The sequence below is a fragment of the Bradyrhizobium sp. SZCCHNS3016 genome, from assembly GCF_032484535.1.
GTDB lineage: Bacteria > Pseudomonadota > Alphaproteobacteria > Rhizobiales > Xanthobacteraceae > Bradyrhizobium.
Genome location: NZ_JAUETE010000001.1, coordinates 613,467 through 634,572, shown reverse-complemented (window position 1 = coordinate 634,572; position 21,106 = coordinate 613,467). Strand labels below are relative to the sequence as shown.

Below are 21,106 nucleotides of genomic sequence, written 5' to 3'. Positions count from 1 at the left end.
GGAGGAGTCAAGGATGCGTCATCGGATCATCAGTGCTGCGCTCGGATCGGTGCTGGCCACGCTTGTGCTCACATCTGCGACACGCGCCGAGAAGATCCAGATCGGCTGCACCGCCACCTCGGACTGCGCCTCGGCGATGGTCGCGGTCGATGAGGGTCTCTTCAAGAAGCACGGGCTCGACGTGGAGATGGTGCTGATCGGGATCAACTCGAACATCCCCGCCGCCATCCTCTCCAACTCGATCCAGATCGGCGGGCCGACCTCGACCGTGTTCCTCCAGGCCGCTGACGGTGGGCTCGACCTCGTCGCGATCTCCGGCGCCTCGATCATGAACAAGACCTCGAACGATGCGGTCGCCGCCTTCGTGCGCAACGGCATCACCATCACTGGGCCGCAGGACTTCAAGGGCAAGAAGGTCGGCGCCCCCGGCATCGGCGCCTTCCTTCAGGTGCTGTTCGTGAAATGGCTGGTCGAGAAGGGCGTCGATCCACGAAGCGTCAACTTCGTCGAGGTCACGTTTCCGACCATGGCCGACACCATCAAGTCCGGCGGCGTCGATGCGGTGCTGACGGCCGAGCCGTTCGTGACGCGCATGACCAATGCCAGCCTCGGCACGGTCGGCGCGCGCTACGCCGCCGAACTCGCCCGCACCGAGCCGATCATCTTCTATGCGGCCTCGCGCGAATGGGCCGAGAAGAACCCGGAGACGGTGAAGAAATTCCGCGCCGCCATCGCGGAGGCCGCCCCGATCGTGAACAGTGATCGTGAGAAGGCCTCGGCCGCCATCGCCAAATTCACCAAGCAACCGCTGGAGCTGGTCAAGCTGACGGCGCCGAACTACGCCGAGCCGGTGCTGAAGCCCGAGCAGCTGGCGTGGTGGATCGACGTGATGTCGGCGCAGAAGATGCTGCAGAGCAAGCTCGATCTCAAGAAGTTGATCCTCAACTGATGACGGCAACGAACCCGATCCTGCAGACCGATCCGACGAGCGGCGACACGCTCAGCGAGCGCGCCGCTGCGCTGATCGAGCGCGACATCGTCGCCGGCGTCCTCGCCCCCGGCTCGCGGCTTGGGATCGTCGAGCTTGCCAAGCGCTACGAGATCGGGCCGACGCCGCTGCGCGAGGGGCTGTCGCGGCTGGTATCGCGCGGCCTGATCGTTGGCATCGGCCAGCGCGGTTTTCGCGTCGCCGAGGTCAGCCGCGACGATCTCATTGACATCACGCGCATGCGCACTGTCGTTGAAAAAGAGGCGCTGCGGCTGGCGATGCAGAGCGGCGACGACCAATGGGAGGCCGGCATCATCGCCGCGCTCCATCAGATGCGCCGTTACATCCAGCGCATGCAGAGCGAGTTCCGCGAAGGCGCGCCGGAGTTCGATCGCTTGCACAAGGCGTTTCACACCGCGCTGCTGGGGGCCTGCGGATCACGGCGCCTGCTCGCCGCTCATTCGGATCTCTACGACCAGGCCTATCGCTATCGCCGCGTCATGATGCGCAGCTTCGACGACGGCGGCGGCTTCATCCGGGAGCACGAGGCGCTGGCCGATCTCGTGCTCGCGCGCGATGCCGCCGCGGCGCAAGCGCGGCTTGACGCGCATCTGCGTTCGACGGTCAACATCGTTTATCCCCAATCGAAGGGAGCCTGAGATGGCAGAGCCTGCCCTCGCTTTGGTGCAATCATCTCCCTCGCCTGCGCGCGCGCAAATCGCGTTCGACAATGTCGCGCTGGTGCTCGGCGGCAAGGCGATCATCAATACGATCAGTCTCGGGGTCGCCGCCGGCGAGATCCTTTGCGTGGTCGGCGCCTCCGGCTGCGGCAAGACGACGGCGCTGCGGCTCGCGGCCGGCCTGTATCAGCCGACCGGCGGCAGCGTGCGCTTCGAAGGCGAGGCGATGCGCGCGCCCAGGCGCGAGATCGCGGTCGTGTTCCAGGACTATGGCAAGGCGCTGCTGCCGTGGCGCACCGCCGCCGGCAACATCTCGCTGGCGCTGGAGACGATCGGCATGCCCGCAGCTCAGCGCGAGGCGCGCATCGCCGAGCTGCTGGCCAAGGTCGGGCTCGCCGGCCATGCCGCGAAGTACCCGACGGAGATGTCCGGCGGCATGCAGCAGCGGCTGCAGATCGCGCGCTGCCTCGCGCAGGATCCGAAGGTGCTGCTGATGGATGAGCCGTTCGGCGCGCTGGACGCGATGACGCGACAGGGGCTGCAGGACGAGATGCTGGCGCTGGTGGCGGCGACCGGCGCCACCGTCGTGTTCGTCACGCATGATCTGGAGGAAGCGATCTATCTCGGCGACCGCGTGGTCGGCCTGCTGCCGCATCCCGGCCGCGTCGGCCTCACGATGCAGATCGACCTGCCGCGGCCGCGCGACCAGTTGGCGACGCGCGAGCATCCGGAGTTCCTGCGGCTGCGGCGCGAGCTGTTCGACTTCATCAAGGCGAGCGAATGACGATGCCGGATCGCATCAAGCCCGCCCTGCTGCCGTTCGCGGCGCTGCTCGTGTTCGAGGCCTGGATGCGGCTCGCCGGCGTGCAGAGCGACTCGCTGGCGGCGCCGAGCGCGATCGCGCTCGCCTTGCTGGGCGCGCTGACCGACGGCTCGCTGCTGGCCGCGACGCGCGACACGCTCGCCTCGGTGTTCGCCGGCCTCGCGCTCGGCGGCACCATCGGCCTCGTGCTGGGCATCGCGCTCGGCGTGTCGCCTATCTTCAACCGGCTGATGGAGGTCACGATCGAGGCGATCAGGCCCATTCCTTCAGTGGCGCTGCTGCCGATCGCGCTGATCGCGCTCGGCTTCGGCTATCGCATGGAGATCGCGATCGTCGCCTTTGCCTGCGTCTGGCCGGTGCTGATCGTGACGCGTGCCGCGGTGGGCGGCATCGAGCCGCGGCTGATCGAGGTGGCGCGCGTGCTGCGGCTGACGCAGCGCGATCGCATCAGGAAGATCGTCATCCCCGCCGCCCTGCCCCGCATCTTCCTGGCGTTCCGGCTCGCCGCCGGCATCGCGCTGATCGTCGCCGTCACGGTCGAGATCGCCATCAATCCGCTCGGCCTCGGGGCCGGCATCATGACAGCGCAGCAGGCGCTGCGGCCGGACCTGATGCTCGCCTATCTCGTCTGGATCGGCGTCACGGGTTTTGCTCTCAACACCGTGCTGATGGCTGCACAGCGGAGCTTGTTCGGACGTGCGGCTGCCATGGGAGAGCAGGCATGAAATGGTCTGACATCGCCTGGCGCCTTGGCAGCTTCGCCGTCGCTGCCGGCGTCATCGCGCTGTGGCAGCTCGCCGCCGATCAGCGCCTGATATCGCCGGTGTTTCTTCCCGGCCCCGACCGCGCCTGGGCGGCGCTGCTGCACGGCTTCACCAGCGGCGATCTCCCGACCAAGCTCACGGGCACCCTCACGCATATGGCCTATGGCTGGCTGCTCGCCTCCGCCGCCGGCATCGCGCTCGGCGCCATGATCGGCTCCTCGAAGACGATGCGCATCTACGTCGCGCCGATGCTGGAGTTGCTGCGGCCGCTGCCGGTCTCGGCGATCATTCCCGTCGCCATCGCCTTTCTTGGACTGAGCCAGGGCATGGCGCTGTTCGTGATCGCGTTCGGCTCGCTGTGGCCGCTGCTGCTCGGGACGATCCACGGCTTCGCCGCGGTCGAGCCGCGACTCTATGAAGTCGCGCGGGTGCTGCACATGTCGCGGCTCGCCGTGATCTTCAAGATCGCGCTGCCATCGGCCGCACCCGACATCCTCGCCGGCATGCGGTTGAGCCTCACGGTCGCGCTGATCCTCGCCGTCGTCTGCGAGATGCTCGCCGGTCTCGACGGCCTCGGCCAATGGGTGCTGCTGTCGGCGCGCTCGTTCCGCTCGGCGGATCTGTTTGCCGGCGTGATGCTGCTCGGAATCATCGGCTACATGACCGCGCTCGCGATGGGCGCGGCCGAGAGCCGGCTGCTGCGCTGGCAGCACGCGCGGCGGTGAAGCTCAGGTCGCGCGCGTTCGCGGTGAAATATTGCCGGAGGCCGCTCAAGCCGGCTTCCAGGAGCGCGACTGGACCGACCGCCCATCGCTCCGATTGCGGAGCCAGCATCTGACCCGCCCCTGAAAGAAAGAGGCCGCCGACACACAAGGTGCAGGCGGCCCAAGTCCAGGGAGGAAACGCCCCAAGAAGGGCTAGGTTTTACTTACTAGATCAGGAGAGTCGTGGGTATCCGGATGATACCGGAGGTTGTCATCGCGCTGACGGGTTCCCTATCCCGACCGAGATACCGCCAGGTCACGCCGCCTGACGCTCCTCGTGGCGAACGAATTCCAGCGTGACCTTCTCGACATTGGAGTCGACCTACTCTGCCCTCCGTTCCTCCTCCTGCAGCGACTGTTCGAGCGGCGCGCGGGCGTCCTCGACGCCGGCACGGCACAGCGCGAGCAGCGACGTGTAGGCGGCGATCTCAAAATTTCTCGAATGCGTTGTTGGCGAAGGTGTTCTTCAGGAACTCATCGCCGGACATCGCACGTCCGATGGCCGCCGAGAACGACTCCTTCTCAGCGCCACATGGTCGGTGTGACAAGATGCGCGCCATCGGACCGTTTCCGACCGAGAGCGCCACGGCTTTGTGCAGCCTGATCGACATTGGGCGCGGGATCGATTGCGGGCGCGTGGTCGAGTTGGATCACGGGAACCGCGGCGGAATGTTCCGGAGCGCTGCGCTGATCGCGCGCACAAGGAGAAGCGGAACTTACCGAATCACTCGGCTGGTCAACGGGGTCGTGCATGTGGCAGCTCCGAGCCCTGAAGCGGCGTTTACTAATATCTTCCGAGACTAGGCGATATCAACTGCGTTAATCCATGCGCGATCTCGCCGCGTGCGGCCGATTCGCCCGCAACGCGACGAACCAGCGTGTGCTTGCCATCCGTTCATGGCTGCTCGATGACGCCTCCCGCACTGCACGCGAGATCGTGATGGGCGTTGCACCGGCATCAGCGCTCGCGCGCGCCGACGCGGTCGAGCAGTGCCGCACCGGTGCGAATGCCACTGTAGAAGCAGTCGATCGTCATGTTCTCGTTCGGCGCGTGATTGGCCTCGTCGGCATTCGCATAGGGAACGACGAAGGCCGGGACGCCGAGGATCTTGGTGAAGACGTAGTCCGGCAGACTGCCGCCAGTGCACGGAAATTCAAGGGGCGTGACGCCCTGTGCCAATCGAATCGCGTCGCGGATGATTGCGCCATAGGGCGAATCGAGCGGCACGCGCGAGGGCAGCATGCCGCCGCGGGGGATGAACTCGACCTCGGGCGCGTGCTTCCTGACATGGGCCTCGACCTTGGTCAGCACGTCGCCCGGCGTCATCGCTTCGACCAGGCGGATGTCGCATTTCACGACCGCCTCGCACGGCAGGACGGTCTTGCTGCCGAGGCCGCCATAGCCGCCGTGAAAGCCATTGATGGTGAGCGTCGGGTGGAACATCAGCCGCTCGTAGTAGCCGCGTTCTGCCGGCGCATCGAGACGGCTGAGACCGAGGCTTGCCTTGGCGGCATCGAGATCGAGCGGCAAACGCTTCACCGCAGCGACGTCAAGCGCGCTCGGCGGCACGATCGCGTCGTGGAGACCGTCGATGGTGATCTCGCCGGCGGCATTCTTCATCGTTGCAAGCAGATGCACCAGGGTCCAGATCGGATTCGGCACGATGCCGCCGAGATTGCCGGAATGAACGTCGCGGATGGCGTGCTTGGCGCGTAGCTCGAACGAGCACATGCCGCGGACGCCATAGGTCATGGTCGGCCGTCCCGACGCATGCATCGGGCCGTCGGCGGTGACCACGAAATCGGCCTTCAACTTCTCGCGATGCGTGGCGACAAACTCGGCAATGCGTGGGCTGCCGATTTCCTCCTCGCCTTCGAGCAGGAAGATGACGTTGCACGGCAGCTCGCCGTGAACCTTGAGATGCGATTCGATCGCCATGAGCTGCGCGAAATGCTGCCCTTTGTTGTCGCCGATGCCGCGGGCATAGATGCGGCCGTCGCGGATGGTCGGCTCGAACGGCGGGCTCAGCCACAGCTCCAGCGGATCCGGCGGCTGCACGTCGTAGTGCCCGTAGAGGAGCACAGTCGGCGCGCCCGGCTTGTTGTGCCAGCGTCCCAGCACCATCGGATGACCCGCGGTCGGCACCGCCTCGGCCTCGAGGCCGATCTCCCGCAGCATCCTCACCAGCAGCGCAGCCACCTCGGCAATGCCGACATTGTGCGCGCTGATCGAGGGATGGCGCACATAGTCCATCACGCGGGTGAGAAAATGCTCCCTCTCGGCGTCGATGTGCCGGAACACGGCAGCGAGACCGGCGGAAGGAGATGGAACGGTGCGGGCATCGCTCATGAGGTCGTCTTTCGTCGCGTGACGTTGCAGTCACACCATGTTCGATCGAAATCCCCTCAAAAGCAAATGACGCGCGGAGCGAGTCCGCGCGTCACCCTCGATCACATTGTCCGAGCCGAGGCGCTGTGCTCAGCCCTTCAAGGCGGTGATGACGATCTCGATCAACGCGCCGCCGCCGAGATCGGAGACGCCGACCGTGGCGCGAACCGGCAGATCGTCGCCGAAGAACTCGGTCCAGGCCGCATCCATCTCCTTCTTCTTCGACAGGTCGGTGACGAAGATCTGGCCGGAGACGACGCGCGACTTGTCGGTGCCGGCCTCTTTCAGGAAGCCGTCGATCTTGCCGAGAATATTACGGGTCTGCTCGCCCATCGACACCGAGGTGTCGTCGGCGATGGTGCCGCCGATGAAGACGAAGCCGTTGGCCTCGACGATGCGGTGATGAATGGCGGAGCGGATCTTGCGGGTGATCGTCATCATGTCCTCATGTCGTTGACGAAGGGGTGGAAGTCTGAAAGCGCGCAATGCTGAGATCGCCGATGCGCGTCTGGGTGCCGCCGTGCACGATGAGCTCGGCCATCACCGCGCCGGCGCCGGGGCCGAGCTGGAAGCCGTGCGCGGAGAAGCCGAACTGGTGATACAGCCCCTCGTGCCGCGCACTCGGTCCAAACACCGGAATGTCGTCGCGCATGCGCGCCTCGATGCCGGCCCAGGCACGCACGATGGTCGCGCGACGCATCACCGCGAACAGCTCCGCGACAGTGCGCGCACTCTCCGACAATTTGCGCCAGTCCAGCATGGTCTCGTTGCGGTCCTGGTCGGGCGTTGCAAGATGGCCCCCGCCGATCAGCACCGTGCCGTTGGGGAACTGCTTGAACGACAGCTTGCGGCCGCGCAGGATGACGACGGGATCGATGAAGTGCGCGACGGGAGACGTGATCATCAGCATCGGCGCGATGGTCTCGACCGGGACCGGCTCGCCGAACTGTTCTGCAACGCGGCCGGCCCAGGCGCCGGCGGCATTGACCAGCACCGGCGCGGCAAAGCTCTCAGGGCCGACGTCGACATGCCAGAGCTTGCCTTCCTTGCGGATGTTGGTCGCAGGCACGCCCTCGCGAATGAGGGCACCGAGCTGCTCAGCCTTGCGGCGGAACGCGGTGGTGGTTCGCGCGGGCTGCGCGGCGCCGTCGCGCCGCGACACCACACCGCCCGGACAGTTCTCCGCCACCGCCGGCACGAGGCGGCGCAATTCCGTGCCGTCGATCAGCTCCTCATGGGTGAAGCCGCGCGCGTTGAGATCGACGACGCGGGCACGGCAGGCGTCGAGCTCCGCGTCGTTCTCGGCGACCAGCACCTGGCCGAAGCTTTCGAAGCCGCAATCATCGTCGACCAGGTCGCTGATATTCTCCCAGATGCCCATCGAGCGGATCGACAGCGGAATCTCCGCGACGTCGCGCGCGAGCTGGCGCACGCCGCCGGCGTTGACACCGGAGGCGTGGCGGCCGGCATAGTCCTTCTCGATCAGCACCGGCTTCAACCCGGCCAGGCATAGATGCAGCGCGGTCGAGCAGCCGTGGATGCCGCCACCCACGATGATGGCATCCTTCTTCACCGTCATCCGCGCACCACGGCCTTGGTGGCCTCTTCGGTCTTCGGCAGGCTCGCGAGCTCGGACAGCATGATCGGCTTCACCGGCGCGCGCAGCCGGTAGTAGCCGATCTCCTGCGGGCTCTTGCCGCGCGCCTGCGCCATCAGCTCGGTGACGGTGAGGCCGCACAGCCTGCCCTGGCACGGCCCCATGCCGGTGCGGCGATAGGCCTTGAGCTGGTTCGGTCCGGTGGCCCCGATCGCGACGGCGTCGAGCACGTCCTTGGCGGTGATCTCCTCACACCGGCACACGATGGTGTCGCCTTGCGGAATGCGGAATTGCTTGGCCGGCTGGAATAGAACGTCGAGGAAGACACGGCCACGCTCGGCGCGTTTCAACTGCGCTGAATAGTCCAAAACCTTTGCCTGGGGCCGAAGGGCCTTGATGGCGCTGGCTGCCGCGATACGTCCGCGCCACAGCGCGGCCTGCGCACCGCCGATGCCGGCACCGTCGCCGGCAATCGCGATGCCCGGAATCGAGCTGTTGCCGCCGGCGTCCAGCACGGGCGTCCAGCACAGCTGCAGCTCATTCCAGCGATGCTCGACGCCGGCGGCCATCGCCAGATTGACGTTCGGCACCACGCCCTGGTGCAAGAATAACAGCTCGGCCGGCAGCGTCTCCCGCTTGCCGCCCGCGGCGACATAGCTGACGGCGTCGAGCTTGCCGTTGCCGGTGGCGGCGAGCTCCACCACGCCCGTGGTGACCGGCACCTTCGCGCGCACCTCGCGCATCATCGCCAGACCCTTGAGAAAATAGGACGAGGTCACGAAGGCGAAGGCGTGCGGCAGTGCTGTGATGTAGTTCGCGCGCGGCGTGGTGTCGAGCACGCGGTCGATGCGGCCGCCAAGCCGCAGGATCTGGGCGGCGAGCAGCCACAGCAGCGGTCCCTGCCCTGCGATCACCGCCGGACAATCCGGCACCAGCCCCGACGATTTCAGCATCGTCTGCGCCGCGCCCGCCGTCATCACGCCGGGCAGGGTCCAGCCGGGAATCGGGAACGGGCGCTCCTGCGCCCCGGTCGCGATGATGACCCGCCCGGCCTTGATGAAGGCCGAGCCGCCGCCGACGGAGACGCCGAGCTCGAGCTTGCGATCGAGGCTCCACACCGTGGCCCGATGGATGATCTCGGCGCCGCTGGTCTCGGCAGACTTTGCGATCTCGGCCCCGGACCAATAATCGGTGCCGAGCAGCGCTTCACTCTTCACCGGCGTCGAATTGATCGCGCGCCAGACCTGCCCGCCGGGACCAGCATTCTCGTCCAGCAGCAAAGTCGACAGGCCGGCGCCGGCCGTCGCGGTCGCTGCGGCCAGCCCGGCCGGGCCAGCGCCGATCACCACGACGTCGTATTGATCATGCTTCGGCGCCGCGCTCATTTGCCGATCTCCCGCTTGCCCTTCTGGATTTCGATTTGCATGCCCTCGGCGACCGGGACCAGGCAGCCCTGCCGATTGCCGACGCCATCGATGGTGACCAGGCAATCGAAGCACACGCCCATCATGCAGTAAGGCAGCCGCTTGGCGCCGCTGACCGCGGTCGAGCGCCTGACGTCGAGACCCGACGCAAGCAGCGCCGCCGAGACCGTGTCGCCTTCGCGCGCGGCGATCGCCTTGCCTTCGACATGGATCGTCACCGATCGCCTGGCGTCACCCTCTGCTCGCTTGAACATCATCATCTCCGTGCCCGTGCCGGGCCTCTCACTATCAGTAGTAGCCACTGCCGCCCGCTCCCGCTTCGCCGTCGAAGCGCCTGGCTGTGAATGCGCCGACCAGCTCCGGCTCCAGCGCGCCGTCCTTGACCATGCGCGCGATGTCGAACGCGTGGTTCGCCGCGAGCGTCACGCCGGAATGGCAGCAGGCGACGAAGGCGCCTGGGTGGCTCTCCGACTGCTCGTAGATCGGGAAGCCGTCCTTCGGCATCACGCGGATGCCGGTCCAGCTCCTGACGACGTTGAGCCGCGCCAGATGCGGGAAGGTGCGCTGGGCGCGATCGGCCATGACCGCGTTGATCGGATGGTTCTGCACGCGATCGTCGAGCTCATCCTCCTTGCTGTCGCCGATCATCACCGTGCCCTCGTCGGTCTGGCGGATCGTGGTCAGCGGATGCGGCAGGAACGGCATCGTGCGCTCGGTCACGACGATCTGGCCGCGCGTCGGGCCCATCGGCGCCGACAGTCCAACCATGGGGGCCAAGGCCTGGTTGGCATTCCCTGCCGCGAGCACCACCTTCGCTGCGCGTACCTCGCCCTGCGCCGTCGTCAGCCTGAACTCATCGCCCTCACGGGCAATCGCGCCGACCGCGCGTTCCGGCAGATAGTCGACGCCGAACTGCTTCATGCCGGCATGCAGGGCGCGGAAGGTGCGCAGCGAATTCACGTGGCCATCATAGGGACAGAAGCTGCCGCCGGAGACCTCCGGGCCGATCAGCGGCAACATCTTCTTCACCTCTGCCGCCGGCAGCATCTCCATCTGATAGTCGGCGGCGCCGACCTGATTGTGCATGCGCGCCACGAGCTGCGCGCGCTGCTCGTACTCGGCCTCGCCGAGGGTAAGGTGAAAGCCGCCGTTCTGCTGCAGCACGACGTCGAGCCCGGTCTGAGCCTTCAGCTCCTCGGCGAGCTTCGGCCACGCCTTGGAGCCGCGCACCGTCCAGCCGGTATAGGCCGGCATGCCCAGGCCCTTGCTCTGCACCCACACCAGCGCGAAGTTGGCGCGCGAGGCGCGCTTGGCGATATCGCCCTCGTCGAGCACGGCGACGCGCTGGCCGAGCCGGCCGAGCCCCCAGGCAATCGCAGAGCCGAGCAGGCCGCCGCCGACGACGGCGACGTCATAGTCTCTCATCGTAGTGTCTCCTATCGTCCTGCGTCGCCGCCTTTGGCGGTGAGCACGCGGTCGAGCCCGTAGAAGCGGTCGAGCAGGATCAGGACGGTCATGGTGATGGCGATGACGCTGGCCGATACCGATGTCACCAGCGGATCGATGTTGTCCTGGATGTAGAGGAACATGCGCACCGGCAGGGTCTCGGTGCCGGGCGTCGCCAGGAACACGGTCATGGTCAGATCGTCGAACGACTGGATGAAGGCGAGCATCCAACCGCTGACGATGCCGGGCAGGATCGCGGGCAAGGTGACGCGGCGAAACATCGTCCAGCCGTCGGCGCCGAGCGAGATCGCGGCCATCTCGATCGAGCGGTCCATGCCGGTCGCGGCCGCAAGCGTCAGCCGCAGCGCGAACGGAAACACCACGACGACATGGGCGATCACCAGCGCCACGAACGTGCCGCCGATGCCGACCGACGTGAAGAAGCGCAGGAAGGCGATGCCGAGCACCACATGCGGGATCATCAAGGGCGACAGGAACAGCGCCGACAGCGCGTCACGGCCGCGGAAGCGATAGCGGCTGATCGCGAGCGCCGCCGGCACCGCGAACAATAGCGCCACGCACGACGACAGCGCGCCGAGCCACAGGCTTACGCCGAAGGCGTGGACGAATTCCGGATAGTCGGCGAGCGCCCTGAACCAGCGCAGAGAGAAGCTCGTGATCGGAATCGACAGAAAGCCTTCCGGGGTGAACGCGACCCAGCACACGACGACGATCGGCGCCACCATGAAGACGACGAAGACGGCATGGAAGATCAGCGCCAGAGGACCGTTCCTGCTCATCGGAACATCTCCTGGTAGCGGCGCTCGATCAGCGCATTGGAGCCGACCACGATCAGGACGAGCGCGATCAGCAGCAGCACGGCAACCGCGGCGCCGAGCGGCCAGTTCAACGTATTGAGGAATTCGTCATAGGCGAGCGTCGCGGCGACCTTGAGCCTGCGGCCGCCGATGATCGCCGGCGTCGCAAAGGCGCTGGCGGACAGCGAGAATACGATGATGGCGCCCGACAGCACGCCCGGCATGATCTGCGGCAGCACGATGCGGCGGACCACCGTCAGCGAGCTTGCACCCAGCGACAACGCCGCATTCTCGACCTGCGGATCGAGCCGCTGCAGTGCGGTCCATACCGCGAGCACCATGAACGGCATCATCGCGTGCGCCAGCGCGATCACCATGCCGGTTTCGGTGAACATGAACCGGACCGGTGAATCGATCAGGCCGAGCGTCATCAGGAGCTTGTTGGCGAGGCCGTTGTTGCCGCCGAACAGCAGCGCCCAGCCGAGCGTGCGCGCAACGACCGAGATCAGCAGCGGGCCGATGATCACCAGCAGGAAGAGGCCCTTCCACGGCCCCTGCATGCGGTTGAGGATGTAGGCCTCGGGCACGCCGAACACCGCCGTGATCAAGGTTGCCAGCACCGCGACGCGGAAGGTGCGCCAGAACATCTCGGCGTAGTAGGGGTCGTCGAAGATCTCGATCCAGTTCTTCAGGATGAAAACCGGCTCGATGCCCTTGTACTGGCCCCAATCATGGAACGACAGCATCACCGTCATCGCCAACGGGATCACGACGACTCCCAGGAACAGCATCAAGGCCGGCAGCGCCAGCGAGAGGCCGGCGCGCGTCTCGGACGAGTTGGACGCGATGGTCGCGCTCATGCTGCAGCCTTCGCGGCGCGCAGGCTCATGTCCGAGACCTGCCAGACGAGATGCACCGCTGCGCCCTGCTCAGGCTGCGGCTGGCCGTCATTCTGCCGGATCACGGTGGCGGGCCCGCATTCGGTGTCGCATTGGAACAGCCAGTGATTGCCCTGGAAGATGCGGCTCGTGATGCGCCCTGCAAGACCGGCGTCACCGAAGTTGATGCGCTCGGGCCGGACGCTGACGGCGACGGAGCCGGCCACGCCGGCCGGCGCCGGCGCGCTCCAAGATCCCGCCACCAGTCTGGCCTGCCCCCCGGTGCGGTCCACGGTCGCAGCAAACTCGTTGGTCTTGCCGAGAAATTGCGCGACGAAGGCGGAGGCCGGCTGCTCGTACACCTGCTGCGGCGTGCCGATCTGCTCGATCCTCCCCTTGCTCATCACGACGATGCGGTCGGACAGCGACATCGCCTCGATCTGATCATGGGTGACGAGGATGGTCGTGGTGCCGAGATTGCGCTGGATCTGGCGCAGCTCAATCTGCATGTCCTCGCGCAGGCGCGCATCGAGATTGGACAGGGGCTCATCGAGCAGCAGCAGGCTCGGGCGGATCACCAGCGCACGCGCCAGCGCGACGCGCTGCTGCTGGCCGCCGGACATGCGGCGCGGATGACGGTCCTCATAGCCGGCGAGGCCGACCAGCGCGAGCGCCGCGCGCACGCGCTCCTCACGATCCTTGCGCGCGACCTTGCGCATCTCCAGGCCGAAGGCGACGTTCTCGGCCGCCGTCATGTGCGGAAACAGCGCGTAGCTCTGGAACACGATGCCGAGCCCGCGCTTCGCCGGCGGCATCGCGACCAGATCCCTGCCCTCGAGCCGGATCGCGCCGTGCGACGGGTCGAGGAAGCCCGCGATCATCTGCAAGGTTGTCGTCTTGCCGCAGCCGGACGGCCCCAGGAACGAGATGAACTCGCCCTTGGCGACGCCGAGGCTGAACTCCTCGACCGCCGTGTTGGGGCCGAAGGACTTGCCGACGCGGTCGAGCTCGAGGAAGGACATGCTTTGGATCCAGATGGGCGAGGAATGCTGGCGCCGCGCGCACGGTGCACTCCCCTCGCCCTTGCGGGGAGGGGCCGGGGGTGGGAGGCGGCCCGAAGACCATTGGTGTGGTCCCTCCCTCCCAACCCTCCCCCACAAGGGGGAGGGAGAAGACCGCCGTCGACGAGAGAGGTTCGCAACAAGCGACTGATTAGCGCTCGACTTCGCGATTCCAGCGCTTGGTCCATTCCTCGCGCTTCTCGTTGACCACGCTCCAATCCGGCGCATAGACCTTGGCGGCACGCTCGCCGATCGGCGCCATCGCGCCGACGCCCTCGGGGACCACGACGGACTTCACGACCGGGCCATAGCCATATTCCTTCAGCATCGTGAGCTGGATCTTCGGATCGAGCAGCAGCTTGATGAAGCTCGACGCCAACGGCGAGACCGAGGCCTTGGCGATCGGACATGCCGTCGTCAGCAGGCTGACGGCACCTTCCTTCGGATAGACGAAATCGACCGGGAAGCCGGTGTTGGCAAAGCTCTGCACACGGCCGCTGCCCCACACGGCGATGACGGCCTGGCCCGATTGGAAGAGCTCGGTCATCTTGCCGGGCGACGGCTCGTAGGCGAGCACATTCGGATTGATGTCGGTCTTGAATATCTTGAAGCCGGCATCGACGTTGGCTTCGCTGCCGCCGTTCATCTTGGCCAGCATCAGCAGGACGTTGAGGCCGTAGGTGTTGTTGATCGGCGGGATAACGAGCAGCTGCTTATATTTCGGATCCTTGAGATCATTCCACGACGTCGGCGCGGCCCAGCCTTTCTCGGCGAACACCTTTTTGTTGTACATCAGGCCCGTCGCGACAAGACCGATCGCGACCGCCTTGTCGTCCTTGAAGCGCGCGACATCGAGGAGATCGCCAGGCAGTCCGGTGACCTTGTCGCAGAAGCCGAGTTGGATCGCCTGGTACATCGGACCGTCATCGACAATCGCGACGTCGATCTGCTGATTGCCCTTCTGCGCCTGCAGCTTCGCAAGTGTGTCGGTGGAGTTGCCGGCGACGTATTCGACCTTGACGCCGTTGGCCTGCTCGAACGGCGGGATCACTTCCTCGCGGATGGTCTTCTCGAACGAGCCGCCATAGCCGGCGACATAGAGCGTCTTCTGTTGAGCCCATACCTGGGAGGCTGAAGCCAGGACGGCGACGCTGACCGCCATCAGGAGTTTAGGGTGCTTCATCGGACCGATCTCCATCATCTTGGATATGAGACGGTATTAAATAACCGTCCCAGGGAGATCGGGCTTGGCCGATGCATCCGCAGTCCAGAAAACCCGGAGCTGACGAGCCTAAAAAACGAGCCACCCCTCACCCTGCCAAAAAAGATCGCAGCAGAGGCTTTGATCGTCCAATGAATAATGGCACCCTGTTCATACGCAAATGTTATGGACTGGAGGACTGATGGCGCGGATCAACTCGCGGCAGGTCGAAGCCTTCCGGGCGATGATGCTGAGCGGCAGTGTGACGGAAGCCGCCAAGCTGATGGCGGTGACGCAGCCGGCGGTCAGCCGGCTGCTGCGCGACCTTCAGGCTTTGCTCAAGATGGAGCTGTTCGAACGGCGCGGCACCGGGCTGGTGCCGACCGCCGCGGCAACAGCGCTCTACATGGAGGTGGAACGCTCCTTCGTCGGGCTCGATCGCATCACTGCAGCAGCGGAGGAAATTCGCGGCCGGCGCACCGGCACGTTGCGCATCGCCGCCCTGCCCGCTCTTGCCAATGGCTATCTGCCGCGGCTGGCGGGCCGCTTCCTGCAGGAGCGGCCCAATCTCAATCTCGCTTTTTTCGGCGTGATCTCGCCGATCGTGATCGACTGGGTGCTGAACGCGCAATGCGACGTCGGCTTTGCCGAGGTGCCGATCGCCCATGCCGGCCTGCCGAGCATCAAGCTGCCGGCGCTGGCGCGCGTCGCCGTCCTCCCGGCAGGCCATCGGCTTTGTGCGAAGACAATCTTGGTGCCGCGCGACTTCGAGGGGGAGACCTTCATCTCGCTCTCGTCAGGCTCCACCAGTCGGCATCTGATCGATCAGATCTTCCATCGCGAGGATGTCAGGCGCGTGCTGCGGGTCGAGACGACGCTGTCGGAAATCATGTGCGGGATGGTGTCGTCGGGACTGGGCGTCTCGATTTGCGATCCGTTCACCGCGCGCGAATTCGACGGCCGCGGCGTGGTGATGCGGCCATTCACGCCGCGCATCGATTTCGAATTCGCGGCGGTGTTTCCGCCGCAGCGCAGCCCCTCGCCGGTGGCGCTGGACCTCGTCGAGTCGGTGCGACGGGCCCTGGAAGAGCTCGGCCGGGCATCGATCCCTGGAGAAACCGGGGAAGGCTTGGTGGGAGAAAGGCTAGGTGGGCGAACCTAGGACCCGCTGATTGAGCGGCGTGTGATCCGGTCCTTCGCTTAGACCAGCGGCAACCGGTCAGGCCGCGGGCGCTTCAGCGATTGCGCCCCCAGAGCCGGTATCGCGCGGAAAGCGCCATGTCGACAGCTCCGCAAGCTCAGCCTCGGGCCGTTGTGCGACGATTTCGCCGCGCCCCAGGTAGAGACGGCCCGTATTGCCGTCGACGGTGATCCAGTCGCCGAGGGACACGACCGCTGCGCCGATACGTGCCTGCTGCGCTTCACCATCGAGCCGGATCGCGGCGCAACCGACCACGCAGGGCTTGCCCATCTGACGGGCGACGAGCGAGGCATGCGCAGTGCGGGCGCCAACGGCCGTGACGATCCCGGAGGCCGCGGCGAAGCCGGCGATGTCCGCGGTGCTGGTGTCGTGACGGATCAGAATGACCGGATTACCTGCCGCCGCGAGGCGTTCCGCGGACGCGCTGTCGAAGGCCGCCCGACCCGTTGCGACACCGCCGGAAGCCGCAACTCCGACGGCTGCGGGCTGGCCGGCCGAAACGAGCGACGTCTCCGTGAGTGCCTCGACATCGATGCCTTCAAGTCTTCCCAGGGCCTCTTCCCGCGTGATCGATCCTTCGTGCACGAGGTCGACCGCGATGCGGAGCGCGGCGCGCGGGGTGCGCTTGGCGGCTCTTGTCTGCAGGATCCACAATCGGCCTTCCTCGATGGTGAATTCGATGTCCTGCACATCGCGAAATTCACTTTCCAGCCGCTTCAGAGTTGCACGCAGCCCCAGCGCCACATCCGGCAGCGCCCGTGACAGGGCCCTCTCGGTTTCCGGCGTCCTTCGGCCGGAGACGACGTCCTCGCCCTGCGAATCGAACATGACGTCGATGACCGGCTCGTCCGCTCCCGTCGAGGGATCGCGCGAGAATGCGACGCCCGCACCGGACGACATGCCGCCATTGCCGAACACCATGGCCTGCACCGTGACCGCCGTGCCCTTGAGATGCTCGAGGCCCTCGAGCCGGCGATAGGTCCGCGCCCGCTCACTGGTCCAGGATCGATAGACGGCCCGCGCCGAGCGTTCCAGCTGCACCGCGGCATCTTCGAGCCATCCGTCATCATCGGCCTCTTCCAGGAGCTTGTGTTCGTCGCAAACCAGCCGCTCGAGCGCCTCGCTGTCCAGCTCACGCTCGTTGCTGACGCCTTCAGCGGCAATCATCTGGCTCAATCGCTCGGCGAGCGGGGCGGGATCGATCCCGATGACCGTTTCGGCGTAGCTCTCGAGCAGGCGCCGCCGGCAGTCCCAGGCCAGCCGCGGCCGCCCCGTTGCACGCACCAGACCGCGCACGGCGCGCGACGTGCAGCCGACATTGAGAACGGTATCCAGCATGCCCGGCATCGACCGCGCCGCACCGGACCTGACGGACACGAGCAGCGGATTGCGCGAGCAGCCGAACGACTTTCCGGTCGCCTGCTCGAGAAAGGCGATCCCTCCTTTCAGTCCGTCAACGAGCTGGCGCATTGCCTGCCCCTTGCCGGCCACCACGTCGGCGCAGAGCTGCACCGGCAGCACGAACGCAGGCGGCACCGGCAGACCCAGCGCCGCCATCCGTGCGAGATTTGCCGCCTTCGCCCCGACCTCTTCGGCGCCAGGCAGCTCGCGCCGGCCATCCCCGATCCGCACCATCATCATCACTTCGTTCCCTAGGCCGAGAGGTCACTCATCGTGTAGCGCCGCAGCAAATGGCCGAAGCTCGCCAGGCAGTCGGTCGCGCGCTCGATCGCCCGCGCGAGCTCCAGAGCGCCAAGAGAGGCTGCCAGATCGAGCCCGCCGGAGAACACGCTCGCAGTGATTTCCCGTTCCTTGGCATCCGCCTGGTGCTCGGCATCCATCAGCCGGGCAACCGCCGCCAACGCATCTTCCGAATCTGCTCGGCGGCCTTCCTGGACCTCGGCAGCGGCGGCGAGGCCCGACGCGGCGTGCTCGGTTGCTGACACCGCCACCAACGCGAGCGCCCCCAGTGCGGACCTGATCTCGGGCTTCAGCGCGCCCGGCGCCAGCGACGCAATGAACGCAGCCTGCTCCAACTCATCGATCGCCTGCTCGATCCGGTCGACCAGGTCGCCGATCACCGGCCGCGCAGCGAGCCGCGCGATTTCCGCACGCGCCTCGATGGCGATCCTGTCGGCCTTCCGCTCGATCCGGCCCGCCCGCTCCGCGAGCTGCCTGACCAACGTCGGCTCCGGCTCGATCATCGACACGGCCTGTTGGACCAGCGCCGCCACATCGCGCGCCAGGCCGATCTGTCGGAGCACCATCGCGAGCAATTCGCTATCGACGCGATCGAGATGCCTGACCAGGTCGGCGCCGATCCGGTCCCGCGCCAGCCGTGACGACTGCCCCTCGCGCAAAGCCTCGGTCGAGACCTGCAGGCACGTCTTGAGGAAACCGATCGCGGGCTCTCGCCCCAGCACCTGGTCGAGCCGCTCGCCGAAGCCGATGCGCGTCGGTGCCGCGCTGCGCACGGCTGCGCCGAGCAGCTCGCTGCCGCCAAGCTCCAGAAAGCCGCGGTGACCGACACGCTGCCGCGCCGCCCATTCCAGGATACGAACCGCATCGGTCTTGGCGACCCAGCTGCGCAGCAGTTTGCGCGCCTTGTTCCAGTCGATCAGGAACACCAGCGAAGATCCGATGGCAGCGAGCAATTCGTCGCGATCGTCGGGCGCTCCATACTCATAAGATCCGGTGACGAGATAGAACGTCCCGTCGTCCTCGAGCCCCGCGGCGGCATGCTTGTCCAGGCCGCTCCATTTCAGCGAACACTCGTCGAACAGCGATACGAAGAACTTCGCGCGCGCCAGATGAACGTCGGTATAGGTGATGGTCACGACGCTCGCCGTGACCACGATGACGATCACATGCGCATCGGTGGTGCCGATGTCGTTCTGGATGACCAGCCGGTCGCCCGCCCGGATTGCGGTCGTATCGAGCCCGGGATGATTGAACTTGAGCGGTCTCGTCTCGTTGAGCCCGCGCATGAAGCTCGCGATCGGTGCGCGATCGGCGTCCTGCACGCCGAAGACATGCGCGCCGGCGATGACCTCTTCCGAGTTGCTCGCGGCCAGACGGTTCAATGCCTTGTGCAGGTCCATCACCAGCCGATGCAGGCTATCCGGTCCGTCATGCTCGACCCCCGTCAGCCGACCGACGCGGGCGATCTCGATCTCCGGCGTCGCTTCGAGGTGACCCGCGCTGCGGATCGAGGCCAGGCGTCCTTCGAACTGCTGGCCTTCCGACGGATTGCCTGCGGCGGCGGCACCGATCATCGCGAGAATATCGCCCTCGATGCCCTTCAGCAGAGGAGCGAGTCCTGGTGCGACCACCTTGTCGTCGCCAGCAAGATGTGCGCCGCCGATCAGTGTGACGAGCGCCGCAGGCGCCAGCCCGGCAGCGCGGCTCTCCATCGCGAGATCAGGCACGTTCGCGCGCGGCTGTCTTGCATGTTGGACCGCGGCCTGCAGCGCGCTGAGGCGGAGCTTGATGCGATCGTTGGCGGCCAGTCCATCTGCCACGAGCTGCGGCAGCAGGATGTCGGGTTGTCCGAGCTCTCTGACAATTTCAGTTTTCATCGGCGCACGTCGCAGTTTGATAACGGCCTCGTAGCAGCCGGCGAACGGTGCGGTATTGCGCTGGATCATTCATCGAAATGTCACATGCGGCGATCAGCGCTGGAGCTCGGCAGTCCGCAGATTGCGCGCGTCTCTCCCAAAATGTCGCAGTCGTGCGATCGATGCCTTCGTCCAAGCCTGCGACGACAGAGCTGAACCCTTCGTCTGGATCGAGAAAAAGGCTCGCCAGCGCCCCTTCAAAGGCCGACGTATCCCCCGGCTATGAGTCCGGGTACTAGAACTCGATCAGTACCTTCAGGGCGTGCGTACTGGCAGCTGCTCCGAAGGTCTCATAGGCGTCCAGGATCTGTTCGAACTTGAACCGATGGGTGATGAGCTTCTTCGCGTCGATCCTGCGAGATTGTACCGTTTTAAGCAGCATCGGCGTGGTGACAGTGTCGACGAGCCTTGTCGTGATCGCAATATTGCGGTCCCACAGTCGCTCCAGGTGCAAATCGACCTTGACGCCGTGAACACCGATATTGGCAATGACGCCGCCGGGCGCAACGATATCCTCGCAGACGATGAAGCTCGCCGGCACACCGACCGCTTCCATGGCGGTGTCGACGCCGCGACCGCCCGTCATCTCCATGATCTTTTCAACAGCCTTGCCATCCTTGTTGTTGATGACAGTTGTGGCGCCGAACCGGGACGACATCTCCAGGCGATTGTCGTCGAGGTCGATCATGATGATTTCGGCCGGCGAGTAGAATTGGGCCGTCAGCAGGGCTGCCAAGCCGATCGGGCCGGCGCCGACGATCGCCACCGTCGAGCCGGGCTGGACCTTACCGTTGAGCACGCCGCACTCGAACCCGGTCGGAAGAATGTCGCTCAGCATTACCAACGCATCTTCCTCGGTTCCGGCCGGCACATGATAAAGGCTAGTGTCAGCAAATGGAGTACGCACGTATTCCGCCTGCGTTCCGTCGATTCGGTTGCCAAGGATCCAGCCGCCGTTCACACAATGGGAATACATTCCGCGCCGGCAATAGTCGCAGGTCCCGCAGGAGGAAATGCAGGAGATGATGACGTGATCGCCCGGCCCGAAGGCGGTAACGGCGCCGCCGATCTTGTCGACGATGCCGACGCCCTCATGGCCAAGAATTCGGCCGGGTACGCAGGTCGGAACGTCGCCTTTCAATATGTGGAGGTCAGTCCCGCAGATTGTCGTCTTCACAAGCTTGACGATGGCGTCGGTCGGAGCCGAAATCTTGGGTTTCGGCCTTTCCTCAACGGCCTTCTTTCCCGGACCGTTATAGACGAGCGCCTTCATGACCATCTCCTCTGCGTCGCGGACGAAAATTCGCAGAGGAAGCTAGATGGGTGACGATGCGCGAGCTTGATGTTGGTCAAACCTCTCCATCCAGCCGCATCACGATGATTTGTCGGAACCAAAATCCAGCATCGAGAGCCAATCCACCGCATGGCCGTTTGCCGCCGTACCTAGGCAGCTAG

At 65.9% G+C, this 21,106-nt stretch carries 21 protein-coding genes; 6 read left to right on the top strand and 15 right to left on the bottom strand.

From position 1 onward, the window contains the following. Positions 1–13 precede the first annotated feature (13 nt). The 5 genes from QW881_RS02925 to QW881_RS02905 are packed head-to-tail and all read left to right on the top strand — an operon-like array spanning position 14 to position 3,980. Entirely contained in the window at positions 14–949 is a 936-nt protein-coding gene (locus tag QW881_RS02925; RefSeq protein ID WP_315756275.1) for an ABC transporter substrate-binding protein, read from the top strand. Continuing rightward, on the top strand, positions 949–1,647 hold the full coding sequence (locus QW881_RS02920; protein ID WP_316158039.1) for a GntR family transcriptional regulator: 699 nt from the start codon (positions 949–951) through the stop codon (positions 1,645–1,647). Before QW881_RS02925 ends, QW881_RS02920 begins: the two co-directional genes overlap by 1 nt. A gap of 1 nt (position 1,648) precedes the next feature. Then, entirely contained in the window at positions 1,649–2,452 is an 804-nt protein-coding gene (locus QW881_RS02915) for an ABC transporter ATP-binding protein (RefSeq protein WP_316158040.1), read from the top strand. Beyond that, entirely contained in the window at positions 2,449–3,216 is a 768-nt protein-coding gene (locus QW881_RS02910) for an ABC transporter permease (RefSeq protein ID WP_315756278.1), read from the top strand. Before QW881_RS02915 ends, QW881_RS02910 begins: the two co-directional genes overlap by 4 nt. Then, entirely contained in the window at positions 3,213–3,980 is a 768-nt protein-coding gene (locus QW881_RS02905) for an ABC transporter permease (protein ID WP_316158041.1), read from the top strand. The genes QW881_RS02910 and QW881_RS02905 overlap by 4 nt, the downstream gene beginning before the upstream one ends. A 361-nt stretch (positions 3,981–4,341) precedes the next feature. Here QW881_RS02905 and QW881_RS02900 read toward each other — a convergent pair whose 3' ends face one another. The 12 genes from QW881_RS02900 to QW881_RS02845 form a co-directional block, all read right to left on the bottom strand. After that, positions 4,342–4,419 (bottom strand): hypothetical protein, encoded by a 78-nt coding sequence (locus tag QW881_RS02900; protein WP_316172325.1) that lies wholly within the window; start codon positions 4,417–4,419, stop codon positions 4,342–4,344. 28 nt (positions 4,420–4,447) lie between these two features. After that, on the bottom strand, positions 4,448–4,630 hold the full coding sequence (locus QW881_RS02895; RefSeq protein ID WP_315756280.1) for a hypothetical protein: 183 nt from the start codon (positions 4,628–4,630) through the stop codon (positions 4,448–4,450). Between the two features lie 347 nt (positions 4,631–4,977). Then, the gene (locus QW881_RS02890) at positions 4,978–6,369 is read right to left on the bottom strand and encodes a M20/M25/M40 family metallo-hydrolase (protein WP_316158042.1); all 1,392 of its coding nucleotides are present in this window, start codon (positions 6,367–6,369) and stop codon (positions 4,978–4,980) included. Between the two features lie 129 nt (positions 6,370–6,498). Then, a complete protein-coding gene (locus QW881_RS02885) occupies positions 6,499–6,846 on the bottom strand; it encodes a RidA family protein (protein ID WP_315737085.1) in 348 nt (115 codons plus the stop codon). Between the two features lie 7 nt (positions 6,847–6,853). Then, positions 6,854–7,987, bottom strand: a complete 1,134-nt coding sequence (locus QW881_RS02880) for an FAD-dependent oxidoreductase (RefSeq protein WP_316158043.1) — start codon at positions 7,985–7,987, stop codon at positions 6,854–6,856. Beyond that, the gene (locus QW881_RS02875) at positions 7,984–9,390 is read right to left on the bottom strand and encodes an NAD(P)/FAD-dependent oxidoreductase (RefSeq protein ID WP_315756283.1); all 1,407 of its coding nucleotides are present in this window, start codon (positions 9,388–9,390) and stop codon (positions 7,984–7,986) included. The genes QW881_RS02880 and QW881_RS02875 overlap by 4 nt, the downstream gene beginning before the upstream one ends. Then, complete coding sequence (locus QW881_RS02870) at positions 9,387–9,683, bottom strand: (2Fe-2S)-binding protein (RefSeq protein WP_315736978.1); 297 nt, start codon at positions 9,681–9,683, stop codon at positions 9,387–9,389. The genes QW881_RS02875 and QW881_RS02870 overlap by 4 nt, the downstream gene beginning before the upstream one ends. Before the next feature lie 34 nt (positions 9,684–9,717). Beyond that, on the bottom strand, positions 9,718–10,854 hold the full coding sequence (locus QW881_RS02865; protein WP_315756285.1) for an FAD-dependent oxidoreductase: 1,137 nt from the start codon (positions 10,852–10,854) through the stop codon (positions 9,718–9,720). Between the two features lie 11 nt (positions 10,855–10,865). Further along, entirely contained in the window at positions 10,866–11,675 is an 810-nt protein-coding gene (locus tag QW881_RS02860; protein ID WP_315756286.1) for an ABC transporter permease, read from the bottom strand. Continuing rightward, complete coding sequence (locus QW881_RS02855; protein ID WP_315756287.1) at positions 11,672–12,553, bottom strand: ABC transporter permease; 882 nt, start codon at positions 12,551–12,553, stop codon at positions 11,672–11,674. The genes QW881_RS02860 and QW881_RS02855 overlap by 4 nt, the downstream gene beginning before the upstream one ends. Continuing rightward, positions 12,550–13,593, bottom strand: a complete 1,044-nt coding sequence (locus QW881_RS02850) for an ABC transporter ATP-binding protein (protein ID WP_315756288.1) — start codon at positions 13,591–13,593, stop codon at positions 12,550–12,552. Before QW881_RS02850 ends, QW881_RS02855 begins: the two co-directional genes overlap by 4 nt. Positions 13,594–13,783: 190 nt before the next feature. Next, positions 13,784–14,815: an ABC transporter substrate-binding protein gene (locus QW881_RS02845; RefSeq protein ID WP_315756289.1), complete on the bottom strand. Its 1,032-nt coding sequence runs from the start codon at positions 14,813–14,815 to the stop codon at positions 13,784–13,786. A gap of 220 nt (positions 14,816–15,035) precedes the next feature. Between QW881_RS02845 and QW881_RS02840 the strand changes: the two genes are divergently transcribed. After that, positions 15,036–15,995, top strand: a complete 960-nt coding sequence (locus QW881_RS02840) for a LysR substrate-binding domain-containing protein (protein WP_315756290.1) — start codon at positions 15,036–15,038, stop codon at positions 15,993–15,995. A gap of 57 nt (positions 15,996–16,052) precedes the next feature. Here the strand turns inward: QW881_RS02840 and QW881_RS02835 are convergent, their stop codons facing one another. The 3 genes from QW881_RS02835 to QW881_RS02825 form a co-directional block, all read right to left on the bottom strand. After that, positions 16,053–17,675 carry a PEP/pyruvate-binding domain-containing protein gene (locus tag QW881_RS02835; RefSeq protein ID WP_315756291.1) on the bottom strand — a complete coding sequence of 541 codons (1,623 nt, stop codon included), beginning with the start codon at positions 17,673–17,675 and terminating at the stop codon, positions 16,053–16,055. 11 nt (positions 17,676–17,686) lie between these two features. Next, positions 17,687–19,612: a hypothetical protein gene (locus QW881_RS02830; protein ID WP_316158044.1), complete on the bottom strand. Its 1,926-nt coding sequence runs from the start codon at positions 19,610–19,612 to the stop codon at positions 17,687–17,689. A gap of 274 nt (positions 19,613–19,886) precedes the next feature. Continuing rightward, positions 19,887–20,924, bottom strand: a complete 1,038-nt coding sequence (locus tag QW881_RS02825; protein WP_315756293.1) for a zinc-dependent alcohol dehydrogenase family protein — start codon at positions 20,922–20,924, stop codon at positions 19,887–19,889. Positions 20,925–21,106 lie beyond the last annotated feature (182 nt).